The following is a 17,579-nucleotide window of genomic DNA, read 5'->3' as shown; positions in this document are numbered from 1 at the left end:
CCGGCGCCGCCGAGATCAGGAATCCGTGCGGAAGCCGGTGGCCTTGTGCGTGCCGTCGCAGAACGGCTTGATCGTCGAGAGACCGCAGCGGCACAGCGCCACTGTGCGGCGCGTCACCTCGATCGGCTCGCCGTCTGAGGTCTCGAGCACCGCCGCTCCGCGCACCAGCAGCGGACCGTCGGGGTACGCCGTGATCGTGACGGGATCCTGCGCGCCGCTCATCGCGCGTTCCGCTCTCGCAGCGAGGACTCTCCGCGCGTCCACGAATCGAGCATGTGTCCCGCCGCCCAGCCGTCGACGGTGAGGCAGGCGGCTGCGCCGAACATGATGTCGGCCAGCAGGTCGGGGCGATCCTCGGCCAGCCCACCCGCGAGGTCACGCGCGGCGATCTGCTCGTGCACGGCATCCGCCTCGACGTGCTCGTCGAAGTATTCGGTGACGTCCTCGGTGAAGCCCAGGCGCCGCAGGCCGTCGGCGTAGAGCCGGTTGGGGATCGACGAGGTCATCTCGAAGGCCGCCAGATGCCCCACGATCGCTCCGACGAGTCGACGGTTGAGACCGAACATCGACATCGAATTGAGAGAGGCGAGCGTGATCGCGGGCACGTCGTCGACGTAGGCGCCGTAGGTGTCGTCGAGGCCGGCGCCGCGCATCGCACGAGCGAAGATCGTCGCGTGCACGCGGTCGGGGCGTCCTCCGCCGTACTCGTCCGACTGGATCTCGACGAGCGCGGCCTTGGGTCGACCGGTCAGGCGGGGGATCGCCCACGAATGCGGGTCTGCCTCGCGCAGCGTATAGATCGAGCGTTGCATGAAGAACTCGTGCATCTGCTCTTCGGTGGCCTTCTTCGCGACATAGCGCGACAGGCTCGGCCCGGTGTCGGCATCGGCGAGGGCGAAGAGGGCTCGTCCGACGGCATCCACCGTCGGCTCCGGCAGCTCGGGGGTCGGCACGCTCGCCCGCAGGGCCCGCTCGAACGCGTGCTCGAGGATCCCCCGCGTGGCGACCAGCGCCGGGTCCCACTCGAGGGCCGGATCGAGCTCGGGCAGAGAGCCGTACGACGAGGCGTAGAGCACGAAGAGCGCGAGTTGGATGTCGTCGTCGCGCACGACGTCGTCGCTGGTGACGAGGGCGGCCTCGGCCCGGGCGCCGAGGTCGTCGATGTCGTCTCCGGTCAGTCGACGGATGATGCCGTCGCTGAGCGGGCCGCGGGCGGCGATGCCGTGAAGGGCGGACGGAGTGAGGGCCGGTGCAGACATGCTCGAAGTCTCGCCCCAGATCCGTCTCTCGAGAAGGGTCTTGACGGCGCGCATCTGATGCGGAAGGGACGCACGGATGCGGAGGGCGGATGCCGCTCGCATCCGCCCTCCGCCGTCCCTCTCGAGGGCTGCGAACCTCAGGCGTGCACGGGATAGTGGCTGCTGATCGCGATGCGGTTCCAGCTGTTGATGACCACGGCGAGCCAGGTCACGGCAGCGATCTGCTTCTCGGTCAGCACGCCCTCGACGTCGACTCCGCGATCCGCGAGGCGGCCGTGGTCGCCGATCAGGGTCACGTTCTCTGCGATCTGCAGGGCCGCCTGCTCCTCGGCCGTGAAGTACTGCGACTCCCACCATCCGGCGAGCACGGCCAGACGGTCGGCCGTCTCGCCGGCCTTGACGGCATCGGCGCAGTGCATCTTGAGGCAGAACGCGCAGCCGTTGAGCTGCGACGCCCGCACCTTGACCAGCTCGATGAGCAGCGGCGAGAGCCCGGCATCCGCCCCCGCCTCTGTGGCCTTGCCGCTGAACTCCAGCATCGCCTGGTACGGGGCTGCGTAGATCTTGCCGATGTTCACGTGCGACACGTGGTCTCCTTCACTCATGGGCGCCGAATGCGCTCCATGAGTACTGACGACGCAGCATCCGGATCTGTGACGTCGGTCGCGCCGCCTAGGCTGGACGCATGAACAAGAACTCGCTCTGGACCATCGTCGGCGTCGTCCTCGCCGTGGTGATCGCCTGGTGGATCGTCAGCGCGCTCTTCTCGATCCTGTGGTTCATCGCGAAGCTCGCGATCGTCGCCGTCGTCGCGGTCGTGGTGTTCCTGGTGCTGCGCGGGATGTTCAGCTCGAAGGCCGACTGACCCGGTGCGCCTGCTCACCACCCGCGGCTGATCAGGCGACCGGCGCGTTCGCTCCGATCCGATAGCGCGCGGCGCGATGCGTGTCCTGCACGCGATCGCCCTTGCCCTGCAGCTTGTTGCGCAGCGTGCCCGGCGTGTACTCGTTCGGGTAGACACCGCGCTCGCGCAGCACCGGGATGACGTGCTCGATGACGTCCTGCCAGGTTCCGGGCGTGACGGCATAGGCGAGGTTGAATCCGTCGATGTCGGTCTCCTCGACCCACGACTGCAGTTCGTCGGCTATCTCGACGCCAGAGCCCACGATCGTCGGTCCGAGGCCGCCGATCGCGTTGTGGCGGCCGAAGTCGCCGACGGTCCACTCGCGCCCCAGGTCGGCCTCCTCCTTCAGGTGCTGCAGCACCGACTGGATCGCGTTCGACTCGACGTTGCCGACGGGCTCGTCCTCGGCATACTGCGAGAGGTCGACGCCCATCCACCCCGACATGAAGGTCAGCGCACCCTCGGGGCTCGCGTACGACAGGTATTCGGCGTGCTTCGCCGCGGCATCCGCGCTGGTCGCCCCCGTGATGACCGTGAGCAGCGTGTAGATCTTGGCGTCGTAGCGGTCGCGACCCGCTTCTTCGAGCCCATCGCGAATGCGCTTCACGGTGCCGGCGAGCACCTCCTTCGAGGGCGCGGCGACGAAGATCGCCTCGGCGTTCTCTGACGCGAAGCGCACACCGCGAGGGCTGGCTCCGGCCTGATAGATGACAGGCGTGCGCTGCGGTGACGGCTCGGAGATGTGGATGCCGGGAACGCTGAAGTGCTTGCCCTCGTGGCCGATCGGGTGCACCTTCGACGGGTCGGTGAAGATGCCGCGCTCGCGGTCCTCGACGACCGCGTCGTCTTCCCACGAGCCCTCCCACAGCTTGTAGAGCACCTCGACGTACTCGTCGGCGTGGTCGTAGCGGTCGTCGTGCGCGAGCTGGTCGTGCTGGCCCATGTTGCGCGCGGCGCTGGGCAGGTAGCCGGTGACGACGTTCCAGCCGATGCGTCCGTTGGTCAGGTGGTCGAGGGTGCTGAGACGCCGAGCGAACGGATAGGGGTGCTCGAAGGCGGTGCCGGCGGTGATGCCGAAGCCGAGGTGCTCGGTGACGGCGGCCATCGCGCTCACGAGCAGGATCGGGTCGTTCACGGGAACCTGCGCGCCGTTGCGGATCGCCGCTTCGTTGGTGCCGCCGTAGACGTCGTAGGTGCCGAGCACGTCGGCGATGAAGATGCCGTCGAAGGTCGCGCTCTCGAGCAGCTTCGCCAGATCGGTCCAGTACGAGATGGTGTTGTACTGGCGCGAGCGGTCGTCGGGATGCCGCCACAGACCGGATGACTGGTGGGCGACGCAGTTCATGTCGAAGGCGTTGAAGCGGATCTGGCGAGTCATGGGGACTAGCAAACCCGCCGAGGCGACCCGTGTCAGCCCTCGCGACACGGGGCGACACATTCGTGTGTCGAATCCGGCCGGGTCAGTCCCGCTCGCCGTCCACGGTCTTCATCGTGGAGGTGATGGGCCGGGGATCGGGCATGATCGTGTCGACCTGGGGTTTCTCGTTCGCCTGCGCTCGGCACCAGACCACGAACCCGACCGCGGTGAAGACGCCGTAGAACACGTACATGAGTCCGGTGGCGTAGAAGCCCGAGCTGAAGAGCAGCGGCACCCCCACGACGTCGACGGCGATCCAGATGAGCCAGAACTCGGTCCACCCCTTCGCCATGCCGTAGGTGGCGAGCAGGGATCCGACGAAGGTCCACGCGTCGGCCCACACCGGCTCCCACGAGCCGAGGGCCCGGAACACCGGTGTCAGCGCGATCGTGCCGATCACCATCACCAGCACCAGGCCGATGCGGGCGCTGTTCGGCGCCCATCGCGGGGTCACCCGCCCGCCGTTCGAGGCCGCCTGACGCCACCGCACCCAGCCGTAGATCGCGACGATGATGAACATCACCTGACGTCCGGCCTGGCCGAGCAGATGCGGCAGCTCGTGATCGGGATTGAGGATGGATCCGAGGAAGACGGTGAGCAGCAGCAGGTTGCCGACGATGCCGACGGGCCACGCCCAGATCTTGCGCTGCATGCCGCCGAGGGCGCTGGCGAGGCCGAACGCGTTGCCCACCACTTCGCGGATCAGCAGCACCTGACCGCCAGGCAGCACCCACTGCGAGTTGAAGGCGTCTGCGAGCCAGAGGAGTGCGTTCATCGGATGTCGTCGGGGAACGGGCGCTCGTCGAGCACGAGCTGCAGGAAGGTGAGGTCGAGCCAGCGGTCGAACTTGGTGCCGACCTGCGGCATGCGTCCGACCTGCATGAAGTCGAGCCGCTTGTGCATGATGATCGACCCGGTGTTGCTGCTCTCGATCGCCGCGACCATGACGTGCTTGCCGAGGCTGCGGGCGCGGTGGATGAGCTCGATCATGAGCGCTTTGCCGATGCCGCGACCCCGCTGGCCGTCGCGCACGTAGACCGAGTGCTCGACCGTGTGGCGGTAGCCGCTGTGCGGGCGCCAGTCGCCGAAGGTGGCGTATCCGAGCACGCCGGTGTCGTCGACCGCGACGATCACCGGGTAGCCGCGGCCGGTGCGCTCCGCGAGCCAGGCAGCGCGGTCGTCGACCGTGACCGCCTCTTCGTTCCAGATCGCGGTGGTGTTCAGCACCGCGTCGTTGTGGATCGCCGTGATCGCTTCGAGGTCGGCGGTCTCGGCATCCCGGATCTGGTGGTCGCTCATCGGGGTCTCCTGCATCTGCGCTCGGGTGCGCACTGGACGACGGTAGCAGGATGCCGGTGGGCCGGGATGCGGAAGACTGGCGTCATGTCTCTCGCTGAAACGGTTCGCGACCGCATCGTCCGTGCGATCGACGACGAGCAGCTGGGGGCTTACGGGCTCCATGTGCTCGTGGGTCACGAATCAGCCCAGCACCGATGGCGCAGCGATGATCGGGTGAACCTCTATTCGGTCTCCAAGGGCGTGAGTGCGCTCGCGGCGGGGATCGCCGTCGACGAAGGCATCCTGTCGCTCGACACCCGAGCCATCGATGTTCTGGCGGTGCCCGAGCGCGGCGCTGGTGTCGAACGGGTGACGCTCCGGCATCTCCTCACGATGACGAGCGGAATCGACTTCGAATGGTTCGGGGATCAGGAGGTGCCCTGGCCGGACCTCGCCCTCGAGATGCTCGCTCGACCGAGCAGAGGCGCGGGGGAGCACTTTCAGTATTCGGACGCCAGCACGTACGTCGCCATGAGAATGCTCGGGGCTGCCGTCGGTGATGTGCGGGAGTGGTTGATGCCCCGACTGTTCCAGCCGCTCGGCATCCACAACCCGCAGTGGTTGAGGTGTCCGCTCGGCTGGATCGTGGGCGGAAGCGGACTCGAACTGCGCACCGAGGAGCTGGCTCGGATCGGGCGCCTGCTTCGTGATGGGGGCCGGTTCGGGGAGCAGTCCATCGTGTCGGAGCGCTGGATCGATCGGATGCATTCCGAGTGGGTCTCGTCGGGGGCGGGCGGCCTCTACTCCTCCTACGGACTGGCCGCCTGGCGTGGACCGCGTGACGGCTGGCGTCTCGACGGGCGGTATGGACAGTACGTCTTCATCGACAACGCTGCGGATGCGGTCGTCACGATCACGGCGCACGAGGAGAACAGTGATCAGCGGCTCGTCGAGATCGCGGCGGACACCGTCGCCGATGCTGTGTCAGGCGATGCTGTGTCGGGCGACGCTGCGTCAGGCGACGCTGTGTCGGGCGACGCTGTGTCGGGTCGCTGACGGCTGATCCTCGGCGCTCACTCTGCACTTCTCTGCGGCGTGGGATTCCAGTAGGTGAGCTTGGCGGGGGAGAGCACGATCCACAGCTGCGTGATCGCACCCGCCTCGACGTGCAGATTCATGACCGAGTGCACCCTGTCTCCGTCGCGGAACACCAGGCCCAGCCCGTCGCCGAACTGCCACTCCTCGGCGGTCAAGTGCGGGTTCTTGGCCCCGATTCCGAGCAGGAAGCGCGCGACCTTGTCGGCACCGCTCACGACATTGCGCGCTGCGCTGACGATGCCGCCGCCGTCGCTGCGGAGCTCGACGTCGGGTGCCAAGAACTTCAGCAGCGGGGCGACCTCGCCAGTGCGCGTCGCCTGCTGGAAGGCCCGCACCACGCGGTCGTGCTCGGCGCGCGGCACAGCGGTGGCCCGGTTCTCTCGCACGTGACGACGAGCGGATGACGCGAGCTGCCGCACCGCGGCGGGGGAACGGCCCACGGCCCCGGCGATCTCGTCGAACGGCACGGCGAAGACGTCGTGCAGCACGAAGGCGACGCGCTCGGCGGGGGTCATCGCCTCGAGCACGACGAGCAGCGCTGTCGAGACGTCGTCGTCGAGGGTGATGCGATCGAGAGGATCTTCGGGCGTCGATGCCGTGCGCGATCGGATCGCTCCAGCGAAGAGATCTGCGGGCACCGGTTCGGGCAGCCACGGCCCGACGTACTGTTCGCGCCTGTGCCGGGCGGAACCCAGAAGGTCGAGCGCGACGCGTCCTGCGACGGTGGTGAGCCACCCAGCGGGGTTCGCGATGGCCTCGCGCTCAGCCTCGGTGAGCCGGTACCAGCGCAGGTAGGTCTCCTGCACGACATCCTCGGCATCCGCCAGAGTGCCCGTCATCCGATAGCCGAGGGCGAGAAGGCGGCGCCGTTCGCGGAAGACATCGTCGAGGTCGTCATCCATGGGGTGCCTTTCGGATGCAGGTGCGAATGTGCTTTCGCAGGATATGACGACGGAGCAGGGTGGAGTGTGAGGCCTCACGTTCTCGGGTGCTGGTTCGTCATCTGGTGCAGGAGGCGTGGACGTGCGCCCCGGAGCGGAGAGGGAATCGGATGAGGATCGCGGTCGCAGGAGGTACAGGGGTCGTCGGTCGGCACGCCGTGGAGGCGGCGCGGGCGGCCGGTCACGAGGTGGTGGTGCTGTCGCGGTCATCCGGAGCCGACGTGCTGACCGGTGCAGGACTTGCCGAGCGGCTGCAGGGAGCGGATGCCGTCATCGACGTCACGAACACGTCGACGCTGTCGACGGCGAAGGCGACGGAGTTCTTCGAGAGGGCGACCCGCAACCTGCTCGCCGCGGAGTCTCGCGCGGGTGTCGTGCATCACGTCGCTCTGTCGATCGTGGGGATCGATGACATCGACGCCTCGTATTACGCAGGCAAGCTGGCGCAGGAACGCGCTGTGGCTGAGGGGTCGGTGCCGTTCACGATCGCGAGGGCCGGTCAGTTCCACGAGTTCGCCGGGCAGCTGCTGTCGGGCATGTCGGGTCCGGTGGCGGTGATGCCGAAGCTGCTGATGCGACCGGTGGCCGCGCGGGAGGTCGGGGAGCATCTGGTGCGCGTCGCGGAGGGTGCGGCTGCCGGGCGTGCGCGGGATCTGGTCGGGCCGCGAAACGAGGTGCTGGTCGATCTCGCCAGGCGGCAGCTGGCGTTCGACGGCGAGCGTCGGCGGGTGCTGGGGGTGCGGCTGCCCGGTGCCTATGGGCGAGGGCTGGCGTCGGGATCGCTGCGCGGCGGAGCGGATGCGTTGCAGGGTGTGGTCACGTTCGATGAGTGGCTGCGTGGTGGTGACCACGCGCGTTGGTAGCTCGGGTTTCTGACTCATCGGATTCCGGCATCTCGCCCGACTTTCGAACGTTTGTTCTAAAATGGAGACATGCCCGCACCCCGTCTGACACCGCTTCTCGAGGCCGTCGAGCGCCTCGGTGACGCCTGGGGTGACGCCGAAGCGGGGACGGAGCTGTCTCGCATAGAGCTGCTCGAGGTGCATCGCGCGGTGAGCCAGGCGCAGCGATGCCTCGACGGGCTCCATGCCGAGCTCGCGGCGACGATCGCGCACGAGTCGCGATCGGAACTCGGCCCCGAGGGGTTCGCGAAGCAGCACGGATACCGAAGTGCTGCGGTGATGATCGCAGCGACCACGGGCGGATCGACGGGCGAGGCCAAGCGACTCATCACGGTGGGCCAGGCAGCGGCGCTGCGGACGAATCTGCTGGGTGAGGTCCTGCCGGCCAGATATCCGGCGCTGGCGTCGGCGCTCGCCGCAGGAGAGATCTCCGTTGCGGCAGCCGCGCTCATTGTCAGCCTTCTCGAGCGCATTCGGATCAAAGTGGGGTCGGCTCGGGTCGAAGAGGCCGAGCGTCTTCTCGTCGGCAGGGCAGCGGGGATGTCCCTCGCCGACGTCGGCAAGCTGGTGGCCCGGGCCGAAGCCTGGCTCGACCCAGACGGCATCGCGCCCAAAGAGCGAGAGGCCCGCGACCGCCGTTCCCTGACGATGTTCGAGCGCGACGGCTCGCTTCACCTCGTGTTGCAGACCGACATCGCCTCTGGAGCGCCGATCAAGGCCGCGATCCAGGCCTACGTGGCGGCTACTTTCCGGTCGCGGGTCACCGCGACCGACCCTGACGCGCCGGATGCCGATCGCCGTTCGGTCGCGATGATCCAGGCCGATGCGCTGGCCGCCATCTGCGAGCACGCGATCGCCTGCGACAACGGCGGGATGCCCGCATCGGGGGCGACCGTGGTGGTGCGCGTGAACCTCGATCAGCTCGTCTCGGGCGAGGGCAGCGCGACGATCGACGGCAGCGACCAGCTCGTGAGCGTCAGCACCTGCCGTCGGATGGCCGCGGGTGGCGGCATCATCCCTGTGGTTCTCGGATCAGCGGGGGAGATCCTCGACTGGGGCCGAGAGAAGCGTCTGTTCACCCGAGCGCAGCGTTTGGCGCTCGTCGAGCGAGACGGCGGATGCGCCATGTGCGGTCTCCCACCCCAGATGACCAAGGCACATCACATCAGGTGGTGGCAGCGAGATACCGGACCCACCGACCTCGACAACGGCGTCCTGCTGTGCGAGTCGTGTCACCATCGCATCCACGACAACGGGTGGGACATCCGCATCGAGGGGATCGGAGTCGCGGCACGGGTGTGGCTCATCCCACCGCGAAGCATCGATCTCGAGAGAACTCCGCGCCTCGGCGGGCGGGCGCGCTATGACATCGCGGCCTGAGGTCGGTTCTGCGGCGCCGGGATCAGACGTGCACGTCGGCGGGGGACTCCTCGCCCTCGTGGAAGTTCGGCTTCTTGCCGATCAGGCGGCCGATGCCCAGGATGATCCCGACGATGATCAGACCGGCGATCAGGCCGGCGATGGCCGAGAAGAGGGTGTCGCCGATCCACACGATGACAGCGCCGAGGGGCTCGAGCGCGTGCTCGATGGCGTGCAGGATGTCTTCGCCGAAGTGCACGCCCACCTCGCCGAGGTTCACGAGCAGCAGATGGCCACCGACCCACAGCATCGCGACGGTGCCGAGGATGCTGATGAAGCGGAAGACTGCCGGCATCGACCGCACGATCCGCATTCCGGTGTGGCGCACACGCTTCGAGGGGTTCTTGGCCATCTTCAGGCCGATGTCATCGATCTTCACGAGCAGGGCCACGGCGCCGTAGACGACGCCCGTCATGAGCAGGGCGATCACCGCGAGGATCGCGAGGGTGGTCCAGATGTCGAGACCGGCCTCGAGGTTCGCCAGCGAGATCAGCATGATCTCGGTCGACAGGATCAGGTCGGTGCGCACGGCCCCGAGCACCAGCTTCTTCTCGTCGCGGGCGCTTTCATCGGCGTGACCGTGCTGCACACCGAACCACTCGAGCACCTTCTCGGCGCCTTCGAAGCACAGGTACGCGCCACCGATGATGAGCAGGTACGGCAGCACCCACGGCGCGAAGGCGGTGAGCAGCAGCGCGATCGGGATGATGATGATGAACTTGTTGACCAGCGATCCGAGCGCGATCTTCGCGACCACCGGCAGCTCACGCGCGGGAGTGATGCCCTGCACGTACTGCGGGGTCACGGCGGCATCGTCGATCACGACGCCCGCGGCTTTCGCCGAGGCCTTCATCGCCGCGCTGAGGATGTCATCGACGACGGCGAGCAGTCCAACCGACATGTGCGTCTCCCTGTGGTGTGTGTGGCTGAGCAACTCTATCGACTCCTTTCAAACTCACAGCCCGCTCACAGTCCTGCGGGACCAAAACAGGCACCCGCCTGGTTCTCCTCTAAGACGCTGCAGCCAGCCGCGTCGGACAAGGAGTCAGATCATGTCGAACGAGTACAGCAAGAACCCCGCGGCGGTCAGCGACCTCACGCACCTGCAGTACGAGGTGACGCAGGAGGATGCCACCGAGCCGCCCTTCCGCAACGCGTACTGGAACACCCACGACGACGGCATCTACGTCGACGTCGTCTCGGGCCAGCCGCTCTTCGCGTCGACCGACAAGTTCGACAGCGGCACCGGATGGCCGAGCTTTACCAAGCCCATCGAGGCCGATGCCGTGATCACGCGCACCGACCGCAAGCTCTGGATGTCGCGCACCGAGGCGCGGTCCAGCGGCGCCGACAGCCACCTCGGGCACGTCTTCGACGACGGGCCCCGCGATGCAGGAGGGCTGAGATACTGCATGAACTCCGCCGCCCTGCGCTTAATCCCGGCTGACAGCCTGGAAGATGAGGGGTACGGTCGCTACCGTCACCTCTTCCCCACCACCCCCACCTCTGAGGAGCAGTCATGACCGACACCGGAACCATCACCCGCACCCCCGGAGCCGAGACCGCCGTGCTCGCCGGCGGCTGCTTCTGGGGCATGGAAGACCTCATCCGCCGCCAGCCCGGCGTGCTCGACACCCGCGTCGGCTACACCGGCGGCAGCAACGACCACGCCACCTACCGCAACCACCCCGGTCACGCCGAGGCTGTGGAGATCGTGTTCGACCCCACCAAGACGACCTACCGCGACATCCTCGCGTTCTTCTTCCAGATCCACGACCCGTCGACGAAGGACCGTCAGGGCAATGACATCGGCTCGAGCTACCGCTCGGCGATCTTCCCGCTCAGTCCCGAGCAGGAGGCCGTCGCGCGCGACACCATCGCCGACGTCGACGCCTCAGGCCTGTGGCCGGGCAAGGCCGTCACCACGATCGAGCCCGCGGGCCCGTTCTGGCAGGCCGAGGAAGAGCACCAGGACTACCTGATCAAGTACCCGAACGGCTACACCTGCCACTTCCCGCGTGCGGGATGGGTGCTGCCGAAGCGCGAGCAGAGCGCGACGGTCTGACCGTCGCGCCGAGAGCCCTTCGTCTCCTCGAGACGGAGGGCTCTTCTCGTTTCCTCGCTCTGTGCGGTGGCCTGCGATCAGCTCTCCGAGAGGAACGCCAGCGCGGCCTCTTTGAACGCACGCGAACCGGGCGCGTTGAAGTGGTTGCGATCGGGGATCTCGAAGAACCGGCCCTGAGGGGCAGCGGATGCGAGCGCGCGCGAACCCTCGATGATCGCGTCTTTGGACCCCGTCGCGAACAGGATCGGGCTCGCGGGGGCGTTCGACGGATCGGGGTCGATCGTCCGTGACGACCGCATCCCCTCGGCCAGTGCCACCAGGGCTCCGAGGTCATTGCCTGGCACGCGCTCGGTCAGCGTGATGTAGTTCTGCGTCGTCGGGTCCGACACGGGCGTGCCGTCGGCCAGATACGCGCGCACCTGATCGAGATCCAGCCGGGCGAGAGGGATGCCGTCGGGCACCCCGCCGAGCACGGCACGGCCGATGCGATGCGGAAGATCACGCACGACCTCCCAGCCGACCCGCGCCCCGAGCGAGTATCCGACATAGACGGCTTCGTCGACGAGGTACGCATCCATGACCGTCTCGACATCGGTCGCAAGAGTGCGGATGCCGTAGGCATCGGCCTGATGCGGCTTCTGGCTGAGCCCATGGCCCCGCTGGTCGAGCGCGAGCACCCGGTATCCGGCCCTGGTGAGCTCGCGCACCCAGCCCGTGAGCACCCAGGTATCGCGGGCGCTCGACGCGAAGCCGTGCACGAAGACCACCACCGGAGCATCGATCTCGCCCCACGTGTACGTCGCGAGGCGAGTGCCGTCAGCGGAGTACACCTGCTGGGGTTCGGGCATGTTGGTCAGGTCGGAGAGAGGAACAGCCACGGCATCCATTGTCCTCCTCGTCAGACAGCACGAGACCCACCGACCGCGGGGGTCGGTGGGTCTCGTGATCAGCGGCTGCGACTCAGAAGCGAGCGCGCAGGGCGTCGCCGAGCGATGCGTCGACGTTCGTCCAGTACTGGAAGAAGCGTTCGCGGATCGCGTCGATCGTGATGGCCTGTCCCTGACCGGTCAGGGTGTCGAGGAAGCGCGCGCGCTGCTCGTCATCGAAGACCGTGCGGTACAGCGTGCCCGCCTGACCGAAGTCGTCGTCATCGAGGTGCAGGGTCGCCGCGGCGCGAATCAGCTCGCCATCCGACTCCCAGCTCGCCTCGACACCGGCAGCAGGGTCAGCGGTCGGGCCGCCGGCCGGGCCGTAGGAGTTCGGCGTGTAGACGCGGTGCTCGGCCGGGTTGAACTTGTACTGCATCTGGCCTTCGTGCATGTAGTTGCGCACCTCGGCCGCATGCGGCTGGTTGACCGGAAGCTGGTTGTAGTTCGCGCCGATGCGGTAGCGCTGCGCGTCGGAGTAGGCGAACACGCGGGCCATGAGCATCTTGTCGGGCGAGATGCCGGTGCCGGGAACCTGGTTGCCGGGCGAGAAGGCGGCCTGCTCGATCTCGGCGAAGAAGTTCTGCGGGTTGCGGTCGAGCGTGAACGTGCCGACTTTGATGCGCGGGTAGTCCTTCTTCGACCAGGTCTTCGTGAGGTCGAACGGGTTGAAGCGGTAGGTCTTGCCCTCGTCATAGGGCATGACCTGCACGTAGACATCCCACGAGGGGGCGTCGCCGCTGGCGATCGCGTCGAACAGGTCGCGACGGTAGTAGTCGGCATCCGAACCCGCGAGCTTCTCGGCCTCTTCGGCGCTCATGGCCTCGACACCCTGCTTCGACAGGAAGTGGTACTGCACCCAGAAGCGCTCGCCTGCGGCGTTGACCCACTGATAGGTGTGCGAGCCGTAGCCGTTCATGTGGCGCCAGCTGCGCGGCAGGCCACGGTCTCCCATCAGGTACGTGACCTGGTGGGCCGACTCGGGGGAGAGGGTCCAGAAGTCCCACTGCATGTCGGCGTTGCGCAGACCCGAGTCGCCGAGGCGCTTCTGCGAGTGGATGAAGTCGGGGAACTTCATGGCGTCGCGCAGGAAGAAGGTCGGGGTGTTGTTTCCGACGATGTCGAGGTTGCCCTCGGGCGTGTAGAAGCGCAGCGCGAAGCCGCGCACGTCGCGCCAGGTGTCGGGCGAACCCTGCTCGCCGGCGACCGACGAGAAGCGCAGCAGCGTCTCGCTCACGGCGCCAGGCTGGAAGGCCGCGGCACGGGTGTAGGCCGACACGTCTTCGGTCACGGTGAATGTTCCGAAGGCTCCGCCGCCCTTGGCGTGCGGGTTGCGCTCCGGCACGCGCTCACGGTTGAACGACGCGAGCTTCTCGACGAGGTAGCGGTCGTGCAGGACGGTGGGACCGTCTGCTCCGACGGTGAGCGAGTGGGCGTCGCTCGCGACGGGAGTACCCGTCTGGGTGGTGGTCGATGGGTCGGTCATGTTCTTCTCCTTCTGCGCGCAGCGACGACGATCACCCGGGTGCCCGGGATCGGACGGCGGATGCTATTGCGCGGCGTTCTGGCAACTGGGGCACAGGCCCCAGAAGGTCACTTCGGCTGTCTGGACGGCGAATCCCCCCGCCGAAGACGGGGTGAGGCACGGTGCTTCGCCGACGACGCAGTCCACATCGCCGATGGCACCGCACTGGGTGCACACGATGTGGTGATGGTTGTCGTCGATGCGCCGTTCATAGAGCGCCGCGGAGCCTGCCGGTTCGATCCGGCGGATCAGACCCGCCGTCGTCAGGTCCGCGAGGATGTTGTGCACCGACTGGATCGACGTCGTCGGAAGCACGTCGGAGACGGCTCGGAAGACCCGCTCCGCATCCGTGTGGGCCATGGATTCCAGAGCCTCGAGAACGGCGACGCGGCCCGCGGTCGCACGCAGCCCGGCACCGCGAAGTGCCGAGTCGAGTTCTGTCTCCATGCCTCGACTCTAGCGTTTATTTTGAGTAACTCAAAAGAATGGCGTGTCGGCCGCGCGAGTTGCATCCTGCACACCCGCACGTAGCGTGAAGGGATGTCTACGAGAAGAGCGGTGACGGTGGGACTGATCCTGATGGCGGGCGTCGCGCTCGCCGGATGCAGTGGCGAACCCTCAGGGGAGGGCGAAGGAACCCCGTCGCCCTCCGCCTCGTCGTCGAGCCCAGCGCCGACCGCCACTCCGGGCGCCGAGGCGGATGAAGCGCTGCTCCCCGTGCCGGTCGAGGAGATCCCGGACTGGGCGAAGACTGCCGTTCCCGGCGGAGATGCCGACGGATACGTCTTCGGGTTCTCCGGGTGGATGAGCGAGAACAGCTCGGCCAACGACGTGACGACCTACACGTCACTCGCGCCGGGTTCGTACCAGGCTCAGTTCGCCTGCAGGGGTGACGGCACCATCACACTCATGATCAGCGAACTGGACGAGGGAGACCCATCGGAGCCGATCGTGTGTGCGAACGAGACGATCGCCTTCGACGTCACGACCGCGCGCACCGGAGTTCGGTTCGAACTCGCTCTCGAGGGAGCACCGACGGTCCACGCGCTGTCGCTCGTCAAGGTGTCCTGAGCGCGCGGTCGTCTGGATCCACTGAGGCCGTCAGGACTCCGACGGAGCGAGCGGCAGCTCGAGGCCGTAGTTCCACGTCAGGATCGCCGGCTGCTCGCGATAGAAGCTCAGCACCGACACCGATCCGGCGTCCAGCGTGATCTGGGCACCGAAGCGCGGAGCGAGCCGCAGATAGACCGCGGTGAGGATGCGCAGGAAGTGCCCGTGCGCGACCAGCGCCACATCGCCCTCGGTCAGTTTCGGCAGAACCCGGGTGAGCACGCGGGATGCGCGGGCCGCGACCTCCTCGACGGTCTCGCCCGGCGTCGCACCGCGGATCACTCCGTGGGTGAATGCGCTCCAGTCGTAGCCGAGCTCCTCGCGGATGTCCTTCGTCGTGCGGCCCTCGTATCCGCCGTAGTCCCACTCGACGAGAAGCGGATCGATCTCGGCGTGCAGGCCGGCGAGCTCGGCCGTGCGCCGGGCGCGCTCTAGCGGTGAGGACAGCACGAGCGAGAAGTCGTAGTCGGCGACCAGCTGTCCGGCACCGCGGGCGAGGTCTTCGCCCCGCGCCGTGAGCGGGATGTCGGTGAGCCCCGTATGCAGGCCGGCCTTCGACCACTCGGTCTCGCCATGGCGCAGAAGCACGAGCTTTCCCGTGGGATTGTCGGGCGCGGGACGGTCGGGCAGCTGGTCGTAGACAGGGATCGCAGGCACACCGCAACCGTAGCCCGACGCCGGGGCCCGGTCACTGCGTGATCGTGAACCCGCCGCCGCGCACGCGCACTTTTCCGCCGCCCACGGCCTGGCCGCGCTGCGATCCGTCCGCCTCGTAGGCCCGTCCGGCGCCGCGTGCGAGCGCAGCGATCCGCTGATCGCGTCCTGTGCCGTTGGCGTAGAGCACGGCAGAACCGGATGCCGTGGCATACACGGCAGTGGACACCGCCGGCTGGATCACCAGGGCGTCGAGCCGCACGTCACCGGTGCTCGTGCATCGCACGGTCACCGCCTCGGCGGGCAGGTCGCCACCGAGCAGCTGCGGCACCAGCATCCCGTCAGCCTCCGTCAGCCCGCGATCGCCGGCCCCTCCCGCGGGCGTGCGAGTGCTCCAGAGGCGCCGGCGACCTCGGAAGACCTCCCACACCGCTTCGCCGGCATCCGCCGCTTGTCTCCACACGAGACCATGCAGGATGCCGTCGGGCTCGGTCACATCGAACTCGACCGACTCGCCCGCGGGAACGCGCACGTACGCGCCACCCGAGAGGTTGCCCTCTCCGGTCCAGGCGCCGCCCTCGGGTCGCACGACCACGCAGCCCGGCGAGAGTCGGGCGCCCTCGGCATCGATCACCCGCAGCCCCGAGAACGACGACAGCCCGGTGATCGACGTCGCGATCCGCGCGATGTCACGGTTCGCATCCAGCAGCAGCATCGTGAGCAGTCCGTGGATGGTGGATTCGGCCCCGGAGTTCCGGTTCACCCGTCCATCGGTCTCGACACCGTCGAAGGTCACACCGGTGGCCGGGTCGTAGACCGGGATGCCTGCGGTGTTCGCGCCGAAGAACCACCCGGCGGCGAGCCCCGCGAGCACCCGCAGCCCCTCACCGCCGACGGATGCCGCCTGCACCGCCGCCGCGACGCGTCCATGCGCGCCGTACGCGATCTGCGCCTCCGCGGGCAGCGGAGCCCAGGCGTTGTGCGGACCGCCTGAGGCGAGCACCTGCGGGGTGAAGGTCCCGGCATCCGCCACGGCCGCCGCAGTCCACTCGCGACGTCGCAGCAGCGCACCGGCGCGAGCGAGAGCCTCGGGCGCCGCCGCACCCCATGCGTGCCAGAATCCGAGTGACCCGGTCCACGGCAGCACGGCGCCGAACGGCCAGCCCTTCGCAGGGTCGGTGGCCATCGCCGCCACCCCTTCGCCATATGTCTGCAGGGCCGCGCGACTCCGTGCGTCTCCGGCTTCGGTCGCCGCGGCGAGTCCGAGCATGGCCTCGGCCGTGGCATCCGCTCCGCCGGCGATCAACCAGGCGGGCAGGTCGCGTCCGTCGCTGCGCACCCACTGCCCGGCGCGCGACAGCGACTCGCGTCCGAGTGCATCGAGGGCCAGGTGCAGCCGCGAGAGCAGGAACGCCGCGAACTCGGCATCCTCCCGCCGGAAGGTCGCGTAGCCCTCACCGAACGCCCACACCGTGCGCGCCAGCCAGTACGACTCGGCGGAGTCCGACGGATCCGGCAGCTCGACGGGGATCGCGCTGGGGTTCAGCGTGCCGTCCTCCTGCTGCCACAGCACCACGCGGCCGGCATTCCGGCTGCTCGTCGTCTGCAGGAACGCCAGCGACCGCAGCACATCGCGCGCCTCGTCGCGGCTCTGCGCGTCGCCGGTCGCCTTCCACGCCCGCAGGAACACGATCGCGGCTCGGGCGATGTCATCCGCGTTGTAGGCACCTTGCGTCCAGTATCCGGTCACGGCGTCGCGAGTGCCGCCACCCACCGGGCGGAACCCGCCGGCGCCGTCGGTGTCGGCATACGTCCACGGCGCGAGAACGCGCGGCGAGGCGTCGATGCCGAACGTGGTGTGCGTGGCACTCGCCACGACGGGCACCTCCGCGAGCAGAAAGCGCAGGTGCGCGAGGTTCGTGAGGCGCGCACCGCCACCCGCTCCCGCGGGCAGAGAGCCGAGAGGCGAACCGGCAGCGGATGCCGATGCTTGCGCTCCGGCCGCATCCAGGGGCAGGAGTGCCAGCGCCGAGGTGGCGGCCGCCACGCTCAGGAAGGTCCGTCGGGAGATGGCCATGGTC

At 68.2% G+C, this 17,579-nt stretch carries 20 protein-coding genes; 7 read left to right on the top strand and 13 right to left on the bottom strand.

Going from position 1 to position 17,579, the window contains the following annotated elements; genetic code table 11:
- Positions 1-15: 15 nt before the first annotated feature.
- From RQG82_RS05820 to RQG82_RS05810, 3 genes are all read right to left on the bottom strand, one after another.
- Positions 16-222 (bottom strand): CDGSH iron-sulfur domain-containing protein, encoded by a 207-nt coding sequence (locus RQG82_RS05820; protein ID WP_311258166.1) that lies wholly within the window; start codon positions 220-222, stop codon positions 16-18.
- Positions 219-1,259 carry an iron-containing redox enzyme family protein gene (locus tag RQG82_RS05815; RefSeq protein ID WP_311258165.1) on the bottom strand — a complete coding sequence of 347 codons (1,041 nt, stop codon included), beginning with the start codon at positions 1,257-1,259 and terminating at the stop codon, positions 219-221. The genes RQG82_RS05820 and RQG82_RS05815 overlap by 4 nt, the downstream gene beginning before the upstream one ends.
- A 137-nt stretch (positions 1,260-1,396) precedes the next feature.
- Positions 1,397-1,846, bottom strand: a complete 450-nt coding sequence (locus tag RQG82_RS05810; protein ID WP_311258164.1) for a carboxymuconolactone decarboxylase family protein — start codon at positions 1,844-1,846, stop codon at positions 1,397-1,399.
- A 98-nt stretch (positions 1,847-1,944) separates the two neighbouring features.
- Between RQG82_RS05810 and RQG82_RS05805 the strand changes: the two genes are divergently transcribed.
- The gene (locus RQG82_RS05805) at positions 1,945-2,124 is read left to right on the top strand and encodes a hypothetical protein (RefSeq protein WP_311258163.1); all 180 of its coding nucleotides are present in this window, start codon (positions 1,945-1,947) and stop codon (positions 2,122-2,124) included.
- A gap of 31 nt (positions 2,125-2,155) precedes the next feature.
- Here RQG82_RS05805 and RQG82_RS05800 read toward each other — a convergent pair whose 3' ends face one another.
- The 3 genes from RQG82_RS05800 to RQG82_RS05790 form a co-directional block, all read right to left on the bottom strand.
- A complete protein-coding gene (locus RQG82_RS05800) occupies positions 2,156-3,541 on the bottom strand; it encodes an LLM class flavin-dependent oxidoreductase (RefSeq protein WP_311258162.1) in 1,386 nt (461 codons plus the stop codon).
- Positions 3,542-3,623: 82 nt separating this feature from the next.
- Positions 3,624-4,355, bottom strand: coding sequence for a nicotinamide riboside transporter PnuC (gene pnuC, locus RQG82_RS05795; RefSeq protein ID WP_311258161.1), 732 nt, complete (start codon positions 4,353-4,355; stop codon positions 3,624-3,626).
- The gene (locus RQG82_RS05790; RefSeq protein WP_311258160.1) at positions 4,352-4,879 is read right to left on the bottom strand and encodes an N-acetyltransferase family protein; all 528 of its coding nucleotides are present in this window, start codon (positions 4,877-4,879) and stop codon (positions 4,352-4,354) included. The genes pnuC and RQG82_RS05790 overlap by 4 nt, the downstream gene beginning before the upstream one ends.
- A gap of 84 nt (positions 4,880-4,963) precedes the next feature.
- Here RQG82_RS05790 and RQG82_RS05785 point away from each other — a divergent pair, with 84 nt between their 5' ends.
- Positions 4,964-5,914: a serine hydrolase gene (locus tag RQG82_RS05785; RefSeq protein WP_311258159.1), complete on the top strand. Its 951-nt coding sequence runs from the start codon at positions 4,964-4,966 to the stop codon at positions 5,912-5,914.
- Positions 5,915-5,931: 17 nt separating this feature from the next.
- Here the strand turns inward: RQG82_RS05785 and sigJ are convergent, their stop codons facing one another.
- Positions 5,932-6,858, bottom strand: a complete 927-nt coding sequence (sigJ, locus tag RQG82_RS05780) for an RNA polymerase sigma factor SigJ (protein WP_311258158.1) — start codon at positions 6,856-6,858, stop codon at positions 5,932-5,934.
- A 149-nt stretch (positions 6,859-7,007) separates the two neighbouring features.
- Here sigJ and RQG82_RS05775 point away from each other — a divergent pair, with 149 nt between their 5' ends.
- Complete coding sequence (locus tag RQG82_RS05775) at positions 7,008-7,760, top strand: NAD(P)H-binding protein (RefSeq protein ID WP_311258157.1); 753 nt, start codon at positions 7,008-7,010, stop codon at positions 7,758-7,760.
- Between the two features lie 69 nt (positions 7,761-7,829).
- The gene (locus RQG82_RS05770) at positions 7,830-9,179 is read left to right on the top strand and encodes a DUF222 domain-containing protein (protein WP_311258156.1); all 1,350 of its coding nucleotides are present in this window, start codon (positions 7,830-7,832) and stop codon (positions 9,177-9,179) included.
- Positions 9,180-9,201: 22 nt separating this feature from the next.
- Here RQG82_RS05770 and RQG82_RS05765 read toward each other — a convergent pair whose 3' ends face one another.
- Positions 9,202-10,119 carry a DUF808 family protein gene (locus RQG82_RS05765; RefSeq protein WP_311258155.1) on the bottom strand — a complete coding sequence of 306 codons (918 nt, stop codon included), beginning with the start codon at positions 10,117-10,119 and terminating at the stop codon, positions 9,202-9,204.
- 151 nt (positions 10,120-10,270) lie between these two features.
- Between RQG82_RS05765 and msrB the strand changes: the two genes are divergently transcribed.
- Positions 10,271-10,741, top strand: a complete 471-nt coding sequence (msrB, locus tag RQG82_RS05760; protein ID WP_311258154.1) for a peptide-methionine (R)-S-oxide reductase MsrB — start codon at positions 10,271-10,273, stop codon at positions 10,739-10,741.
- Positions 10,738-11,283 (top strand): peptide-methionine (S)-S-oxide reductase MsrA, encoded by a 546-nt coding sequence (gene msrA, locus RQG82_RS05755; RefSeq protein ID WP_311258153.1) that lies wholly within the window; start codon positions 10,738-10,740, stop codon positions 11,281-11,283. The genes msrB and msrA overlap by 4 nt, the downstream gene beginning before the upstream one ends.
- 77 nt (positions 11,284-11,360) lie before the next feature.
- On the opposite strand, the gene RQG82_RS05750 is transcribed toward msrA, so the two are convergent.
- From RQG82_RS05750 to RQG82_RS05740, 3 genes are all read right to left on the bottom strand, one after another.
- Positions 11,361-12,170 carry an alpha/beta fold hydrolase gene (locus tag RQG82_RS05750; RefSeq protein WP_396653559.1) on the bottom strand — a complete coding sequence of 270 codons (810 nt, stop codon included), beginning with the start codon at positions 12,168-12,170 and terminating at the stop codon, positions 11,361-11,363.
- Positions 12,171-12,243: 73 nt separating this feature from the next.
- A complete protein-coding gene (locus RQG82_RS05745) occupies positions 12,244-13,695 on the bottom strand; it encodes a catalase (RefSeq protein ID WP_311258151.1) in 1,452 nt (483 codons plus the stop codon).
- 63 nt (positions 13,696-13,758) lie between these two features.
- Positions 13,759-14,181, bottom strand: coding sequence for a Fur family transcriptional regulator (locus RQG82_RS05740; protein ID WP_311258150.1), 423 nt, complete (start codon positions 14,179-14,181; stop codon positions 13,759-13,761).
- Positions 14,182-14,274: 93 nt separating this feature from the next.
- On the opposite strand from RQG82_RS05740, the gene RQG82_RS05735 reads away from it, so the two are divergent.
- Positions 14,275-14,805 carry a hypothetical protein gene (locus RQG82_RS05735; protein WP_311258149.1) on the top strand — a complete coding sequence of 177 codons (531 nt, stop codon included), beginning with the start codon at positions 14,275-14,277 and terminating at the stop codon, positions 14,803-14,805.
- 30 nt (positions 14,806-14,835) lie between these two features.
- Here RQG82_RS05735 and RQG82_RS05730 read toward each other — a convergent pair whose 3' ends face one another.
- Entirely contained in the window at positions 14,836-15,492 is a 657-nt protein-coding gene (locus RQG82_RS05730) for a histidine phosphatase family protein (RefSeq protein WP_228385721.1), read from the bottom strand.
- Between the two features lie 40 nt (positions 15,493-15,532).
- A complete protein-coding gene (locus tag RQG82_RS05725; protein WP_311258148.1) occupies positions 15,533-17,575 on the bottom strand; it encodes a hypothetical protein in 2,043 nt (680 codons plus the stop codon).
- Positions 17,576-17,579: the final 4 nt, after the last annotated feature.

Origin of the sequence: Microbacterium sp. WCS2018Hpa-9, from assembly GCF_031843745.1 — a bacterium.
GTDB lineage: Bacteria > Actinomycetota > Actinomycetes > Actinomycetales > Microbacteriaceae > Microbacterium.
Note: the sequence above shows the minus strand (reverse complement) of the source record. Positions and strands in the feature narration are given on the sequence as shown.

What these genes read in the sequence shown, in the direction of transcription:
- msrB (WP_311258154.1), top strand. Translation starts at nt 10,271, where the DNA reads ATGTCGAACGAGTACAGCAAGAACCCCGCGGCGGTCAGCGACCTCACG.
- RQG82_RS05815 (WP_311258165.1), bottom strand. Translation starts at nt 1,259, where the DNA reads ATGTCTGCACCGGCCCTCACTCCGTCCGCCCTTCACGGCATCGCCGCC.
- RQG82_RS05745 (WP_311258151.1), bottom strand. Translation starts at nt 13,695, where the DNA reads ATGACCGACCCATCGACCACCACCCAGACGGGTACTCCCGTCGCGAGC.
- RQG82_RS05790 (WP_311258160.1), bottom strand. Translation starts at nt 4,879, where the DNA reads ATGAGCGACCACCAGATCCGGGATGCCGAGACCGCCGACCTCGAAGCG.
- RQG82_RS05800 (WP_311258162.1), bottom strand. Translation starts at nt 3,541, where the DNA reads ATGACTCGCCAGATCCGCTTCAACGCCTTCGACATGAACTGCGTCGCC.
- sigJ (WP_311258158.1), bottom strand. Translation starts at nt 6,858, where the DNA reads ATGGATGACGACCTCGACGATGTCTTCCGCGAACGGCGCCGCCTTCTC.
- RQG82_RS05820 (WP_311258166.1), bottom strand. Translation starts at nt 222, where the DNA reads ATGAGCGGCGCGCAGGATCCCGTCACGATCACGGCGTACCCCGACGGT.
- msrA (WP_311258153.1), top strand. Translation starts at nt 10,738, where the DNA reads ATGACCGACACCGGAACCATCACCCGCACCCCCGGAGCCGAGACCGCC.
- RQG82_RS05750 (WP_396653559.1), bottom strand. Translation starts at nt 12,170, where the DNA reads ATGGATGCCGTGGCTGTTCCTCTCTCCGACCTGACCAACATGCCCGAA.
- RQG82_RS05765 (WP_311258155.1), bottom strand. Translation starts at nt 10,119, where the DNA reads ATGTCGGTTGGACTGCTCGCCGTCGTCGATGACATCCTCAGCGCGGCG.
- RQG82_RS05785 (WP_311258159.1), top strand. Translation starts at nt 4,964, where the DNA reads ATGTCTCTCGCTGAAACGGTTCGCGACCGCATCGTCCGTGCGATCGAC.
- RQG82_RS05770 (WP_311258156.1), top strand. Translation starts at nt 7,830, where the DNA reads ATGCCCGCACCCCGTCTGACACCGCTTCTCGAGGCCGTCGAGCGCCTC.
- RQG82_RS05735 (WP_311258149.1), top strand. Translation starts at nt 14,275, where the DNA reads ATGTCTACGAGAAGAGCGGTGACGGTGGGACTGATCCTGATGGCGGGC.
- pnuC (WP_311258161.1), bottom strand. Translation starts at nt 4,355, where the DNA reads ATGAACGCACTCCTCTGGCTCGCAGACGCCTTCAACTCGCAGTGGGTG.
- RQG82_RS05775 (WP_311258157.1), top strand. Translation starts at nt 7,008, where the DNA reads ATGAGGATCGCGGTCGCAGGAGGTACAGGGGTCGTCGGTCGGCACGCC.
- RQG82_RS05725 (WP_311258148.1), bottom strand. Translation starts at nt 17,575, where the DNA reads ATGGCCATCTCCCGACGGACCTTCCTGAGCGTGGCGGCCGCCACCTCG.
- RQG82_RS05740 (WP_311258150.1), bottom strand. Translation starts at nt 14,181, where the DNA reads ATGGAGACAGAACTCGACTCGGCACTTCGCGGTGCCGGGCTGCGTGCG.
- RQG82_RS05805 (WP_311258163.1), top strand. Translation starts at nt 1,945, where the DNA reads ATGAACAAGAACTCGCTCTGGACCATCGTCGGCGTCGTCCTCGCCGTG.